At 58.8% G+C, this 13164-nt stretch carries 14 protein-coding genes and 1 pseudogene; 13 read left to right on the top strand and 2 right to left on the bottom strand.

Annotated features, from left to right (window positions below; all coding sequences use genetic code 11):
* Positions 1-426: 426 nt before the first annotated feature.
* Positions 427-1290 (bottom strand): Hint domain-containing protein, encoded by an 864-nt coding sequence (locus BSG20_RS13330; protein WP_072375924.1) that lies wholly within the window; start codon positions 1288-1290, stop codon positions 427-429.
* A 193-nt stretch (positions 1291-1483) separates the two neighbouring features.
* Between BSG20_RS13330 and BSG20_RS38385 the strand changes: the two genes are divergently transcribed.
* The 10 genes and pseudogenes from BSG20_RS38385 (at position 1484) to BSG20_RS13375 (ending at position 8926) form a co-directional block, all read left to right on the top strand.
* A complete protein-coding gene (locus BSG20_RS38385) occupies positions 1484-1612 on the top strand; it encodes a hypothetical protein (protein WP_280142189.1) in 129 nt (42 codons plus the stop codon).
* A gap of 266 nt (positions 1613-1878) precedes the next feature.
* Positions 1879-2079 carry a hypothetical protein gene (locus tag BSG20_RS13335; protein ID WP_072376053.1) on the top strand — a complete coding sequence of 67 codons (201 nt, stop codon included), beginning with the start codon at positions 1879-1881 and terminating at the stop codon, positions 2077-2079.
* 358 nt (positions 2080-2437) lie between these two features.
* Positions 2438-2632 (top strand): periplasmic nitrate reductase, NapE protein, encoded by a 195-nt coding sequence (locus BSG20_RS13340; RefSeq protein WP_072375926.1) that lies wholly within the window; start codon positions 2438-2440, stop codon positions 2630-2632.
* Positions 2633-2639: 7 nt separating this feature from the next.
* The gene (locus BSG20_RS13345; RefSeq protein WP_072375928.1) at positions 2640-3143 is read left to right on the top strand and encodes a ferredoxin-type protein NapF; all 504 of its coding nucleotides are present in this window, start codon (positions 2640-2642) and stop codon (positions 3141-3143) included.
* Complete coding sequence (locus BSG20_RS13350) at positions 3136-3420, top strand: chaperone NapD (protein ID WP_072375930.1); 285 nt, start codon at positions 3136-3138, stop codon at positions 3418-3420. The genes BSG20_RS13345 and BSG20_RS13350 overlap by 8 nt, the downstream gene beginning before the upstream one ends.
* Positions 3395-5900: pseudogene (napA, locus tag BSG20_RS13355) on the top strand (periplasmic nitrate reductase subunit alpha). The gene BSG20_RS13350 and the pseudogene napA overlap by 26 nt, the downstream one beginning before the upstream one ends.
* Positions 5901-5914: 14 nt before the next feature.
* Complete coding sequence (locus tag BSG20_RS13360; RefSeq protein ID WP_024317532.1) at positions 5915-6370, top strand: nitrate reductase cytochrome c-type subunit; 456 nt, start codon at positions 5915-5917, stop codon at positions 6368-6370.
* Positions 6371-6378: 8 nt separating this feature from the next.
* Positions 6379-7086 carry a NapC/NirT family cytochrome c gene (locus tag BSG20_RS13365; protein ID WP_072376055.1) on the top strand — a complete coding sequence of 236 codons (708 nt, stop codon included), beginning with the start codon at positions 6379-6381 and terminating at the stop codon, positions 7084-7086.
* A gap of 432 nt (positions 7087-7518) precedes the next feature.
* Positions 7519-8205, top strand: coding sequence for a GntR family transcriptional regulator (locus BSG20_RS13370; RefSeq protein ID WP_072376057.1), 687 nt, complete (start codon positions 7519-7521; stop codon positions 8203-8205).
* A 46-nt stretch (positions 8206-8251) separates the two neighbouring features.
* Complete coding sequence (locus BSG20_RS13375; RefSeq protein ID WP_072375932.1) at positions 8252-8926, top strand: GntR family transcriptional regulator; 675 nt, start codon at positions 8252-8254, stop codon at positions 8924-8926.
* Between the two features lie 11 nt (positions 8927-8937).
* Here the strand turns inward: BSG20_RS13375 and BSG20_RS13380 are convergent, their stop codons facing one another.
* Positions 8938-10830 carry a bifunctional sugar phosphate isomerase/epimerase/4-hydroxyphenylpyruvate dioxygenase family protein gene (locus BSG20_RS13380; RefSeq protein ID WP_072375934.1) on the bottom strand — a complete coding sequence of 631 codons (1893 nt, stop codon included), beginning with the start codon at positions 10828-10830 and terminating at the stop codon, positions 8938-8940.
* A 241-nt stretch (positions 10831-11071) separates the two neighbouring features.
* On the opposite strand from BSG20_RS13380, the gene BSG20_RS13385 reads away from it, so the two are divergent.
* From BSG20_RS13385 to BSG20_RS13395, 3 genes are all read left to right on the top strand, one after another.
* On the top strand, positions 11072-11902 hold the full coding sequence (locus BSG20_RS13385; protein WP_072375936.1) for a transporter substrate-binding domain-containing protein: 831 nt from the start codon (positions 11072-11074) through the stop codon (positions 11900-11902).
* A gap of 110 nt (positions 11903-12012) precedes the next feature.
* Positions 12013-12456, top strand: coding sequence for a type II 3-dehydroquinate dehydratase (locus BSG20_RS13390; protein ID WP_072375938.1), 444 nt, complete (start codon positions 12013-12015; stop codon positions 12454-12456).
* Between the two features lie 31 nt (positions 12457-12487).
* Complete coding sequence (locus BSG20_RS13395; protein ID WP_072375941.1) at positions 12488-13156, top strand: amino acid ABC transporter permease; 669 nt, start codon at positions 12488-12490, stop codon at positions 13154-13156.
* Positions 13157-13164: the final 8 nt, after the last annotated feature.

The raw sequence follows: 13164 nt of genomic DNA on the forward strand, positions 1-13164 counted from the left end.
TCAGGAGGGGCGCGTGTTCCATATCTCATTAGGCGCCGTGAAGAATGCCTCTGCTCGTCTCGCTATCCGGCCCGAAGGGTGACCCATGGCAATGGCGCGGCCGCGCGCCTTTGAGGTGAGGCAGCGTCTGCTCGCCGATCAAATGTGCTCACCGACAGCTCATGACGTATCGCGCAAGGTCGATGATCAGTCGACCGACGGCTCGAACACGAGGTCTCATGGGATGAAAGAAAAGCGACGCCAAGAGGTTGACGTTTCGCCGCCAGAGGTCGAACGACAGACACTGCTTCCATCGGGTGACCATGACCCGATGGGTGCAGGTGTCGTCCCTTCATCTTCAGCCAGGTCGCCGGCCGGCATCCCAGAACCCGAACGTCCGCATCCCGGTTTTTTGACCTCGCAAAGACGAGGAAGCTTGGTCGGCTCTCAGATTAATAGCTCTTTTGCCCGAGCGTCGATTTTCTTGCAGGCATCGTCGAACGGATCACGCATCGGCACCAAGGGCGAAGCGCCGAGCAGTAGAAGGGCCCGCAAATGCGTCCAGCCACCTTCCTCGCCGACAACCGGGGCATAGGATTTCATCGGGGTGCGCTCCTCCCCCGCGTGAAGACGTATGTATTCCGCAAAATTGGAAAAGTTTTCGTGATTGCCGTCCGAGGGATGGAAAGTCTCGGCCGCAGCGCCTTCAGCAAGGATGACTTCATGCGTATCGAGCAGGACGGCATAGTACTCGATCGTCATGTCGTTGACAGGAACGACTGGCGCGATCGTCGTGCCGTTCACGAGATCCTTCACGCGGATCAGAACGCCGTTCAGGAACAGCGCATGGCCAGGCGATAGGTAGAGATCGGAATGTGGCGTATGCTCATCCAGTGCATGGCGCGAGACTCGGATCGGCACGACACCGTCATGCCAGCGCGCGCCACTCTTCTTAAACATTTGGCGACCGACCCACCTGATCGACCGGTTCCCCCCGTCCGGAAGCGCAACGCGATCGCCGATCCGAAGATCCTCGACACGTTTTTCACCGCAATCTGTCAGGATCGATGTCCCACGCAGGAAGCAATGCGCACCACCGCCGCCGTTCCCGCCGCCGCCAGAGTTGCCATGCCCGCTTCCACCAGAACCACCTCGCCCCCAACGCCTGCCCATCGCGTGCGCAGGGGAAGAGGAAACTGCCATGGCGATGGCCGCAACGCTTGCGAAACGAGCACCGGCAGCGGCGGCCACACCCAGAAAATGCCTGCGTGCGGTATTGCGTGGCAGCTTGGGATCTTCAGTAGATAACATTCCGGCTTCCTCTGAAAACAATGACGCCAGTCGATATTACAATAAGTTGCATTGCATTTAACTTAGGAGAATAGCGCTAACACCTACCGAAAAGGTGGTATGAAAAGTCAGTGGCGCATACGCGCGATCGATCCCGAGAGAGACCTCGCGGTTGAGGACGGGAGGGCGCATAACGATATGAGAGGCAGCGGCCGTGGTCGATTACAATCATCCAAACAAGAACGGGGCGGTCGCTAAGGGCGTGCTTATCATGGCGATGGCCTTGGCCGCAGTGGTCGCCATCGGCGGCTTCATCGCTGTATTCAAGGCTAACTTTGTTTAGCATCCGAATCTTTTTTGCGGGCTGCCGCCAGCATCATCACACGAATGCTGATCGTACGTTGAGAAACATCAAGAACAACAACCAATCCATAAGCGGGGCTCCTCCCCAGGTGAGTGAACCTTCATGAACCTACACGGAACGGATCGCCCTGTGAGCGGTGATACGCCAACACCAGAGCCCCGTTGGCTCTTTTGTCGACGACCACGCGCTTGACGGTCAGTAGTGTTGCCCTAATAATTTTTATAGAGCTTGAGGGCAGACAAAACATGATCCGGAATTTGATTGCGGCGACCAAGGCACCGTTGCAGGACGATGACGTAGCGCTGTGCGAGCGCGTGTTTCATAGGCTGACAGGGCAGCGGCCCATGTCCAATGGAGAGCGAGAGCAGCTGGCGTCCGCCATCCTGCACTTTTACCAAGACGGCGTGCGGGACGAGCAAAGTCTTACCCGCCTGCTGATGGAATAGGCTGAGCAATCGCTTCTACCGCCTTTGCTCGCGAACAGGATCACCCCGCTCGCGTCATGGAAATCTCGCTAAAGATGGCCGAGATTTTCCAGAGTACGGCCTGCGTTCTTTGGAAACGGGCATCGCACGTTCGTTGGTGTTTGCGCCGCTCTCGCGGGCAAGGCACGCTCTCGCGATCGTCCGGATTTCCCGCTTAGCTCACTGCCGTTATAGAGGCTCACTGACCGGCCGCCTTCCCCTTTGCGGCACCTGAATAGCGAACCGAAATCAAAATGGTGCGGTCAGGCTGCGCCAGAATACAAGCCACGCTACCCATGACAAGCAACCTATGGTATCGTCGGTTGCGAGGAGGCCGCGCATGGGTGAACTTGAGCAGAAAGTGCCAAGCAACGATGTCCGGCGCTCGCGGCGGCGGCTTGAGCTTCTTCTTTTTCTGATATTGGCGTTCGGAATCTGGCCGCTGGTGGCGATAGGCGTCGTCGGAGGATACGGGTTCCTGGTTTGGATGTTCCAAGTCGTCTACGGCCCGCCAGGGCCGCCAGCAGCGCACTGAGATCCCCATGGTTCCGCAACCAATCTCGAGACGGCAGTTCTTCTCAGGCAGTCGAGCGGCGGTTCATGTCAGGGTCTGCCCGCCTGGAACGTCTATTGAAAAGCTCATCGAGGCATGCTCCGGATGCGGGCTGTGCGAAGAGCGATGTCCCACCGGCATAATCCGTCTCACCGATGGACTGCCGTTCGTCGATTTCACTCTGGGCGAATGCACCTTCTGTGACGAGTGCAGGCAGGCATGCCCGGAGCCGGTATTTTCGTCAGCACACCTCGAGCAATTTCCGCACGTCGCCGTCATTGGCGCTGAGTGTCTGGCGAAGCGGAATATCGCGTGCCAGTCATGCGGGGAAGCGTGTCCACTACAGGCCATCCGCTTCCGCCCGCGCATTGGTGGCCCGTTCGTCCCTGAACTCGACTTCGATGTCTGCAGCGGTTGCGGCGGATGCATTGGCATCTGTCCGGTCGGCGCGATCGCGATCGAGCCCCGGAGCATGGAAGAAACCGATGCCTGAGAACAGAACACGCTATCACGTATCGAGTGCGGTTGTTGCGACCCTGCCCTTCGGTACTGAGGCTGTCCTTTCGGCACTCGCCGATATGGAGAATGTCGAAGTTCATGGTCATGCCGGCGGCAAGATCGTCGTCGTGATCGAGGGAACGAGTACGGGCATGCTCGGCGAGTGGCTGTCGCGCATATCACTCCTGGAGGGCGTGATCGCTGCGAACATGGTTTTCGAGCATGTCGAGACAGAGGAGATGGGCGATGACGGGAACACTGACGCGACGTGACATCCTGAAGGCGCACGCCGCCGGAATTGCCGCCGCAACGGCGGGTATTGCACTTCCCGCTGCCGCCCAGCCGGTGCCGGGCGGCGTCGAGGCGCTTCAGATCAAGTGGTCGAAGGCACCATGCCGCTTCTGCGGGACCGGATGCGGCGTCATGGTCGGCGTCAAGGAAGGACAGGTCGTTGCCACGCACGGCGACATGCAGGCCGAGGTCAATCGCGGCCTGAACTGCATCAAGGGTTATTTCCTCTCGAAGATCATGTATGGCGAGGATCGGCTGACGAGGCCGCTCCTGCGCAAGCGCAATGGTGTTTACGCTAAGGATGGCGAGTTCGAACCGGTGACCTGGGACGAGGCCTTCGACGTGATGGCCGAACAGTGCAAGAAAGTGCTGAAGGACAAGGGTCCGACGGCCATCGGCATGTTCGGCTCCGGGCAATGGACGATCTTCGAAGGGTATGCGGCCACGAAGCTCATGCGGGCTGGCTTCCGTTCCAACAATCTGGATCCCAACGCCCGGCACTGCATGGCATCCGCGGCCTACGCCTTTATGCGCACCTTCGGCATGGACGAGCCTATGGGCGTCTATGACGATTTCGAGCATGCAGACGCCTTCGTGCTGTGGGGCTCGAACATGGCCGAGATGCACCCGATCCTGTGGACGCGCGTCGCCGACCGCAGGCTCGGCCATCCACATGTTCGCGTCGCGGTACTTTCCACGTTCACCCACCGCAGCATGGATCTTGCGGACATTCCGATCATCTTCAAGCCGGGAACGGATCTGGCGATCCTCAACTATATCGCCAACCACATCATCCAGACCGGCCGGGTGAATCAGGACTTCGTGCAGCGGCACACGCGGTTCGCCATCGGCGTCACCGACATCGGCTACGGCCGGCGGCCGGACGATCCGATGGAAATGAACGCTGCCAATTCTGCCGATCCGACGAAGATGGAGCCGACGGATTTCGAGACTTTCAAGGCATTCGTCTCCGAATATACGCTTGAAAAGACGGCCGAATTGTCCGGCGTCGATCCCGGATTCCTCAAGCAACTGGCGGAGCTCTACGCCGATCCCGACCGCAAGGTCATGTCGCTCTGGACGATGGGCTTCAACCAGCATGTGCGCGGCGTCTGGGCCAATCAGATGGTCTACAACATTCACCTTCTGACCGGAAAGATATCGGAGCCCGGCAACAGTCCGTTCTCGCTGACAGGGCAGCCCTCCGCCTGCGGGACGGCGCGCGAGGTCGGCACTTTCGCCCACCGGCTTCCGGCCGACATGGTGGTGACCAATCCCGAATCGCGAGCGTGCGGAGGAAATCTGGCGCATCCCAAATGGCATCATCCCCGACAAGCCGGGCTATCACGCCGTCCAGCAGGACCGCATGCTGAAGGACGGCAAGCTGAATTTCTACTGGGTGCAGGTCAACAACAACATCCAGGCTGCTCCCAATACAAGCAACGAGACCTGGCAGGGCTATCGCAACCCGGACAACTTCATCGTTGTTTCCGATGCCTATCCGACAATTACGGCAATGAGTGCCGACCTGATCCTGCCGGCCGCCATGTGGGTGGAGAAGGAGGGCGGATACGGTAACGCGGAACGTCGCACCCAGCTCTGGCGCCAGCTTGTCCAGGCGCCAGGCGAGGCCCGGTCGGACCTTTGGCAGATCGCCGAGTTCTCCAAGCGCTTTGCGACCGACGAGGTCTGGCCTGCCGACATTCTCGATTCCAATCCCGAATATCGCGGCAAGACTTTGTATGACGTGATCTTTCGCAATGGCCAGGTCGACCGCTTCCCGCTCAGCGATGTCAATCCGGACTACGACAACAACGAAGCCACGGCCTTCGGCTTCTATATCCAGAAGGGCCTGTTTGAGGAGTATGCCACGTTCGGGCGCGGCCACGGTCACGATCTCGCACCCTTCGACACCTACCACGAGGTCCGGGGGCTGCGTTGGCCAGTCGTCAACGGCAAGGAGACGCTCTGGCGCTATCGCGAGGGCTTCGATCCCTTCGTGAAACCGGGGGAAGGCGTGAACTTCTATGGCCAGCCGGACGGCAAGGCGGTCATTCTCGCAGTACCCTACGAGCCTCCCGCCGAGTCCCCGGACGAGGAGTACGACTTCTGGCTGGTGACGGGCCGCGTTCTGGAGCACTGGCATTCTGGGTCGATGACGATGCGGGTGCCCGAGCTCTTCAAGGCATTCCCCGGCGCGCGTGTCTTCATGAATGCCGGGGACGCGCGCAAGCGGCGCATCAATCAGGGCGCTGAGGTCCGCATCGTCTCGCGGCGCGGCGAGATCCGTTCGCGCGTCGAAACCCGTGGTCGCAACCGCATGCCGCCCGGCGTCATTTTCGTCCCCTGGTTCGATGCCAGCCAGCTGATCAACAAGGTTACCCTCGACGCCACCGATCCCATCTCCAAACAGACGGATTACAAAAAATGCGCGGTCAAGATTGTTCCCGTCTTCGTTTGAGGCGGCCCGAATGGATGGCGGTCGCGGCAGGTCTTCTGCTGTTCGTCGCGACCACCGCGATTGCCCAGGTGATAGTCTCGACGGCGCCTCAGCTGGTTGGACGGACACCCTCGATGGCGACGGGCCCCGCCGGCCCGCTGCCGAAATGGATCGTCGACGACCAGCGCCGTATGCGGGCCTATCCCGACCAGCCGCCGGTGATCCCCCATTCGATCGAAGGCTACGAGCTGTCGGTGAACGCCAACCGGTGCATGTCCTGCCATAAGCGCGAGTTCATCCAGGACTCCGGCGCCCCGATGATCAGCGTGACGCACTACATGACGCGCGACGGCCAGATGATCGCCGACGTTTCGCCGCGGCGCTACTTCTGCACCGCCTGCCACGTGCCGCAGGCGGACGTCCGGCCGCTGGTGAACAACACCTTCCGGGACATGAGCGAGTTGGGATTCAAGCCGGCCGGGAGCGAGTGATGACGATAATGGCCTGGATCAAGAACGCGATTTTGTGGGCCTGGTCGATCCTCACAACACCGGCGGCGACAATCGGGCTAGGCGTCCTGACACTCGGAGGCTTCATTGGCGGCGTGATGTTCTGGGGCGCATTCAACACGGCGCTTGAGCTCACCAATAGCGAAACGTTCTGCACGTCCTGCCACGAGATGCATGACAATGTATACCAGGAGCTTTCGCGCACGATCCATTTCTCGAACCGCTCGGGAGTGCGCGCTACCTGTCCCGACTGCCACGTGCCGCACCAATGGACCGACAAGATCGCTCGTAAGATGCAGGCTTCAAAAGAAGTCTGGGGAAAGATCTTCGGCACGATAAACACCCGGCCGAAATTCCTGGAGAAACGACTGGAACTCGCCCAGCATGAATGGGCCAGGATGAAGGCCAACGATAGTCTGGAGTGTCGTAACTGCCACTCCTCGGTGGCGATGGACTTGCAGAAGCAGACGCAGCGCGCGGCGGAAATCCACACCCGATATCTTCTGTCGGCTCAGGCTACTTGCATCGATTGCCACAAGGGGATTGCCCACGAGCTGCCGAATATGGAAGGCATCGATCCTGGCTGGAAGGTGCCCAAAGAGCTCGAGGGCAACAAGATGGTGAACGCGACGCCGATCGACGACCTTCAAGACGCCATAGCCAAGGCGCACGCATCGTCGATTGATGTACTGGAATGACCCTTCGGGCTTTACGCGAACCTTGCTGCACGGGGTTTGTGATTGTCATGGCAGGCAGGTGTGGCCCGCAGACGAGGAGGGGAGTGAGGGCCTTACTACAGCGGCGCTCTGTCATCCTCTCGATCGGACGTCGGCGAATTGATTGCGACGATAATCACCGCATCGGAAAATCGTGGCGACGCTACATGATGCCGCGCGTCGTTCCCTTTGAGATCACAACACCGCAAAGCATAGCCCCCGCAGCGATCAGATCATGCAGCGAACCTGGGTCATCCTTTCCCGCTGGGCGCAAGCTTGAGGACGGAGCTTGGTCTGATGACCACGCGAGCAACCCCACTCCCCCACGATCCAGCCGACCATCTGCGCTGCTTATTGAATTTGACCTAGCTGTCCGTTTATATATGACGAAATGAAAAATCTCGGAGAGAGATGATGCGGCAGGAAATTGCGGATGAAACTGTCGCGGAAAGCGGCTACCGACAAATACGATCAGACATCATATTCGGTCGGCTTGCGCCGGGTCAGAAGCTCAAACTGGAGAATTTGAAGGGTACCTACGAGACGAGCGTCAGCACGCTGAGGGAGATTTTGAACCGCCTGACGTCGGAAGGGCTCGTCGTGGCAGAAGGCCAAAGGGGCTTTGAAGTCGCGCGAGTGTCTGTTGCAGACCTCAAAGAGATCGCGGCTCTGCGCCTGCTTCTCGAAGAGCATGCGCTTGAGCAGTCGTTCGAACAGGGCGATGTCGAATGGGAAGCGAGGCTGGTGTCGGCACACTACAAGCTAGCGCGCATGGAAGCGGTGATGGCTTCGGGCGACAGCAGCAAGGCGGAAGACTGGAAGCGCTATGACTGGGAGTTTCACCAGGCCCTGATTTCCGCCTGCGGATCGCGTCTGCTTATGGAGACACACTCGGCGGTCTTCGACAAATATCTGCGATATCAGATGGTTGCGCTGTCCTATCGCGGCGGTGTTGCCGAACAGGAACATCGGCAGCTTCTGGAAGTGGCTCTACAGCGCGACAGCAAGACGGCAAAGAAAATTCTTCAGCGTCACATACAAGGAGGCGTCGAACATGCGCTTGGAAAAGGGCTGCTGTTGGCCTCTCCAGCAAAACCATGACAGCGTTCGTTACACGTCTTGACGCTTGAGCAAAGCAGAGGATCTTATGCTAAAAATTGCTGGTGAACCCTCCGAGACCGTTAGCGACGTCGTCTTCCGGCAGATCCGTCGGGACATTATTTCTGGCGCCTTGGCGCCTGGTGCGAAGATCAAACTTGAGCAAGCCAAGGAACGCTATTCGATCAGCGTGTCGTCGCTGCGCGAAATATTAAGCCGTCTGACCACGGAGAACCTCGTGTTGGCGGAAGGCCAGCGCGGCTTCGAGGTGAGCCCCGCGTCGCGCAAGGAACTCGAGGAACTCGCCGATCTTCGCACCGTCCTTGAAACCCATGCGATCGGCCTGTCCTTTGCGGCCGGAAATCTCGAATGGGAAGGACGCATTGTGGCAGCCCATCACAAGCTGGCGGCTGCGGAAAAAAAGCTGCTCGCCGGCGATGCCTCGCGGACCGTCGATTGGGTGCGCTACGACTGGGAGTTTCACCAGGCGATCGTATCGGCCTGTGGTTCAGCGACCCTGATGGCTACACTTTCATCGGTGTTCGAAAGATTTCTGCGCTACCACATGCTGGCACAGAGTTTCCGCGGCAAGGCGGTCGTCGATGACCACAAGCTTCTCTTCGAGCTCGCCTTGAAGCGCGATATCGAGGGGGCTCGGGCTGTGATCCGACGGCATGTCCAAAGCGGGGTGGAACACGTGCTGAAAAGCGGGCGTATCTCCTGACCCGTGCCTGATCAACCGGCGTCCTTCGGAATACCCTCCGGCCGCATCAGCTTCTTCAGCGCGGCAATGCGGAAAATGGCGTTTGGGGCTCCATAGCCGCGATAGCCGCGGCGCTCGACAATCTCGAAGAAGAAGCCCTCGCCATATGTGCCGCTGTAGAGCTGCAGATATTCACCATGCTCGTCACGATCATAGAGGATGTTTTCCGCTTTCAGTCGTTCGGTCAGATCAGGTTGCAAGCCGAAGCGGGCTTCGACATCGTCGTAGTAGTTTGGCGAGATATGGAGCGGCTTGAATCCTCTCTTGCGAAGCCGACGCGCGGTGGCGAATATGTCATCGGTCGAAAATGCCAGATGCTGGATCCCCGAACCGAACTGTTCGGCGATGAAGTGACCGGCGAGCGTACGGCGATTTTCGGCGCCATTCATGGTGATGCGTAGCGTACCGGGCTCATTTTCGATGACCTGGCTGCGCACCACCCCGCTCGGATCGATGATATCCACCATCGGTGTCTTTCCGGTCTTGAAGATCGATGTGTAGAAGAGCAGCCAGGTCAGCATTTCCTCATAGGCCACCGTTTGCGCGATGTGATCGACCCGCAGCAGCCCGGCATCCTCAGCATCGCTCCTTGTTGCAGAAACGGCCTCGAAGTCGATCTCCGAAAACCGGCCGAGCGGGCTTTTGTCGTCGATGAGATAGATCAGGCCGCCACCCACACCGCGAATGGCGGGGAATTCCAGCTCGTCATCGGCAACTGGCTGGCGAAAAGGTTCGGCATCGAGCGCCAGCGCACGCGCGTAGGCTTCGGCAGCATCATCGACGACGAGGGCAAGCGCGTAGGCAGATGTACCGTGGACTGCGTAGGCTGCACCTGCAAAGCCTGCGGTATCGACGTTGACGAGAATGCGGATATTGCCCTGTTCAAATAGGGTGACCTTTTTCGAGCGATGAACGGCTGCCTTGCAAAAGCCGAGAGTGTCAAGCAGAGCGATCAGTTCGCCGGCTTCGTCCTCGTCCGTTGCGAACTCGACGAAGCCGACGCCTTTGACGGCAGCGCGCTCGGGCATGGGAACACCGATCGGCGTCTTCACACTCCGGCGAACCTGATCGGCCAGATAGATCAGCGACCGGTGGCCGTCGGCCGCAATTGCCCGCGTGGAGCCGCCGCGGAACTGGTCATTGAAGATTTCGAGCGAAAAATAGCTGTCATAGCCCGTCGACGCCACGGCCTCAGCAAAAGCAGTGACCGGTAGATCGCCCTCACCCGGCATGTTGCGAAAATGGCGGCTCCAATAGAGCAGGTCCATGTCGATCATCGGCGCATCGGCCAATTGCACGATGAAGATCTTCTCCTTTGGAATCGAACGGATCGAGTTGATGTCGATCTTTCGCGACAGCGAATGGAAGCTATCGAGGATCAGCCCGACATTTGGATGATCGGCGCGGCGTACGATCTCCCAGGCATCGCGGTGATCGTTGACATAACGACCCCAGGCAAGTGCTTCATAACCGACCTTGAGGCCGCGTTTGGCAGCTCGCTCGCCAAGCTCATGAAAGTCGGCGGCGGCGCGATCGATGCCGCCAAGAGCCGCCTGCGAGACGTTCGAGCAGACAAGAACCATCCCGGTCCCGAGTTCCTGGATGACGTCGAACTTGCGTTCGGCCCGGTCGAATGTGCGGCTTCGAAGCGCATCCGGCATGCCCTCGAAATCTCGGAAGGGCTGGAAGAGCGTTATCTCCAGTCCGAGATCTCTCGCCATCTTGCCGACATCTCCAGGGCTTCCGTCAAAGGCCAGGAAGTCGTTCTCGAAAATCTCGACGCCATCGAAGCCTGCTTGTGCAATGGCTTCGAGTTTCTCTGGCAGTTCACCGCTCAGCGTTACCGTCGCAATCGAGGTCTTCATGTTTCAAGGACCCTTTCCACGCGAGCCGGCCACGGCTGATATGCCTGAGAACTGCCAACTCTTCCTCATGGCATTATGGCAAATGTCGTGAATATTGCAATTCAATTGGTCAAACACAAAGCCTCATATGATTTTTAAAAACTCTGTTGATTTATCGCGGATCCTCTGGCAAATATTTTCCCATGCAGTCGGGAGAGGATGACTGTTGGGTCCAAGCGACCGCCAAAAGGAGGAGGAAACAATGTTCAAGTCGATGCTGACACGGCGCCATGCAATGGTGGCTGCGGCCACGCTCGTAGCTGCTATCGGGCTTACGAAGCCGGCGGCCGCCATCACACCCGAAGAGATCAAGGCCAGAGGAAAGCTCATCGTCGGCATCCAGGGCGATAACCCGCCATGGGGCTTCGTGACCAGCGGCGGCAAGCAGGACGGCCTCGATGCCGACATCGCCACGCTCTACGCCAAGGAATTGGGCGTATCCGTCGAATTCGTGCCGCTTGAAGTCAACAACCGCATTCCCGCACTGACCACGGGCCGCGTCGACGTTCTCTTCGCGACGATGGCCATGCTGCCGGATCGAGCCAAGGCTGTTCAGTTCAGCAAGCCCTATGTTGCCAACGCGATCGTCCTGATTGCCCCGAAGTCGATGTCGATCAAGGCCAACGACGATATGGCAAACCTCACGATCGGCGTCGCGAAAGGTGCCGCACAGGATACGCAGGTCACCAAGAATGCGCCACAGAGCGCAACGATCCGCCGCTTCGACGGTGATGCCCCAAGCGTCCAGGCGCTGGTGTCCGGACAGGTCCAGGCTCTCGGCGGCAACATCTTCTACATGGACCGGGTCGAAAAGGCGCGTCCGGGCGAATTCGAAAACAAGCTCGAATTCCAGAAGCTCTACAATGGCGCCTGCACGCGTCTTGGCGAGAAGGAAATCAACGCCTCTATCAATTCCTTCATCGACAAGATCAAGGACAATGGCGAGCTCAAGAAGATCTACGACAAGTGGATGAAGGTGCCGGTTCCGGAGTTCCCTGCGAGCCTCGACGGCATTCCGTTCAGCGCCAACTAAGCCACGCGCTGCTTCGAGCAAAGGCAAAACACGGCGGGCATTGTGGTGCCCACCAGCGATACCGCCATGCTGAGTGGCCCAGGGCCTTGCGCGTTTTGTGGAGCGCGATCATGAACAAGACGATATTTGTGCTGAACGGACCGAACCTCAACCTTCTTGGCCAGCGGGAGCCGACAATCTACGGCACCACAACGCTCGCCGACATTAAGGAAAAATGCCTCGCCAAGGCGAAGGGCCTCGGGTTCGACATTGACTTTCGCCAGACCAATTTCGAGGGGGAACTGGTCGAAAGCGTGCATCAGGCGCGCAAGGACGCATGCGGTATCATCATCAATCCCGCCGGCTATACCTTCACGTCGATCGCACTGCTTGATGCGCTGAAAACATTCGATCCTCCGAAAATCGAGCTGCATATTTCCAATGTGCATGCGCGCGAGAGCATCTACCACAATTCGCTGATCTCGCGCGTTGCGACCGCAATCATGATCGGCTTTGGCGCGCTCGGTTACGAACTGGCGATCGAAGCCATGGCAGACATGGTCGGACGAAGCTGATGATCGAAGACGGTGGATCAGAGAGGCGGCCATGAACTATCAACTGGATTTCACCCCGGTCATCGACGGGCTGCCAAGCCTGCTTCTCGGCTGTCTCGGCACCTTCCTGCTGGCGATCTGCGGCATGCTGCTTGCAATCGTCATCGGCATAGGCGGTGTCGCCCTCAGGGACTCGCATTTCAAACCGCTACGCTGGCTGGTGATCGGCTTTGTCGAGCTCATTCGCAACACCCCGTTCCTGGTTCAGATCTTCTTTCTGTACTTTGCCCTGCCCTTGGCCGGCATTCGACTTGACCCGACACCGACGGCAATCATCGCTCTTGGGATCAACGGCGGCGCCTACGCCATCGAGATCATTCGAGGCGGCGTCCAGTCGATCTCCAGAGGTCAGATGGAGGCGGGTCTTGCGCTTGGGCTGCACAAGGCGCAGGTGTTCCGGCTGATCATCCTCAAGCCGGCTCTCAGGGCGATCTATCCGTCGCTAACGAGCCAGTTCGTGCTTTTGACGCTGTCGACCAGCATCGCTTCGGCGATTTCGGCCTACGAACTGACGTCGGTGTCGCAACGCATCGAATCCGAGAGCTTTCGAAGCTTCGAGGTCTACTTCACGGTGACGATCTTCTACCTCGTCATTTCCTGGCTGATGATGCGCCTCTTTGCGCTGTTTTCGGCACGTTATTTCACCTATCCGATCAAGTAGGGTCCAAG

It is taken from the genome of Rhizobium tibeticum (assembly GCF_900110205.1).
Lineage (GTDB): Bacteria > Pseudomonadota > Alphaproteobacteria > Rhizobiales > Rhizobiaceae > Rhizobium > Rhizobium tibeticum.

Excerpts from the sequence above, each read along its gene's own strand:
- BSG20_RS13390 (WP_072375938.1), top strand. The coding sequence starts at position 12,013 with ATGAACAAGACGATATTTGTGCTGAACGGACCGAACCTCAACCTTCTT.
- BSG20_RS13395 (WP_072375941.1), top strand. The coding sequence starts at position 12,488 with ATGAACTATCAACTGGATTTCACCCCGGTCATCGACGGGCTGCCAAGC.
- BSG20_RS13340 (WP_072375926.1), top strand. The coding sequence starts at position 2,438 with ATGGGTGAACTTGAGCAGAAAGTGCCAAGCAACGATGTCCGGCGCTCG.
- BSG20_RS13375 (WP_072375932.1), top strand. The coding sequence starts at position 8,252 with ATGCTAAAAATTGCTGGTGAACCCTCCGAGACCGTTAGCGACGTCGTC.
- BSG20_RS13360 (WP_024317532.1), top strand. The coding sequence starts at position 5,915 with ATGGCGGTCGCGGCAGGTCTTCTGCTGTTCGTCGCGACCACCGCGATT.
- BSG20_RS13345 (WP_072375928.1), top strand. The coding sequence starts at position 2,640 with ATGGTTCCGCAACCAATCTCGAGACGGCAGTTCTTCTCAGGCAGTCGA.
- BSG20_RS13370 (WP_072376057.1), top strand. The coding sequence starts at position 7,519 with ATGCGGCAGGAAATTGCGGATGAAACTGTCGCGGAAAGCGGCTACCGA.
- BSG20_RS13385 (WP_072375936.1), top strand. The coding sequence starts at position 11,072 with ATGTTCAAGTCGATGCTGACACGGCGCCATGCAATGGTGGCTGCGGCC.
- BSG20_RS13330 (WP_072375924.1), bottom strand. The coding sequence starts at position 1,290 with ATGTTATCTACTGAAGATCCCAAGCTGCCACGCAATACCGCACGCAGG.
- BSG20_RS13335 (WP_072376053.1), top strand. The coding sequence starts at position 1,879 with ATGATCCGGAATTTGATTGCGGCGACCAAGGCACCGTTGCAGGACGAT.
- BSG20_RS13365 (WP_072376055.1), top strand. The coding sequence starts at position 6,379 with ATGGCCTGGATCAAGAACGCGATTTTGTGGGCCTGGTCGATCCTCACA.
- BSG20_RS13350 (WP_072375930.1), top strand. The coding sequence starts at position 3,136 with ATGCCTGAGAACAGAACACGCTATCACGTATCGAGTGCGGTTGTTGCG.
- BSG20_RS13380 (WP_072375934.1), bottom strand. The coding sequence starts at position 10,830 with ATGAAGACCTCGATTGCGACGGTAACGCTGAGCGGTGAACTGCCAGAG.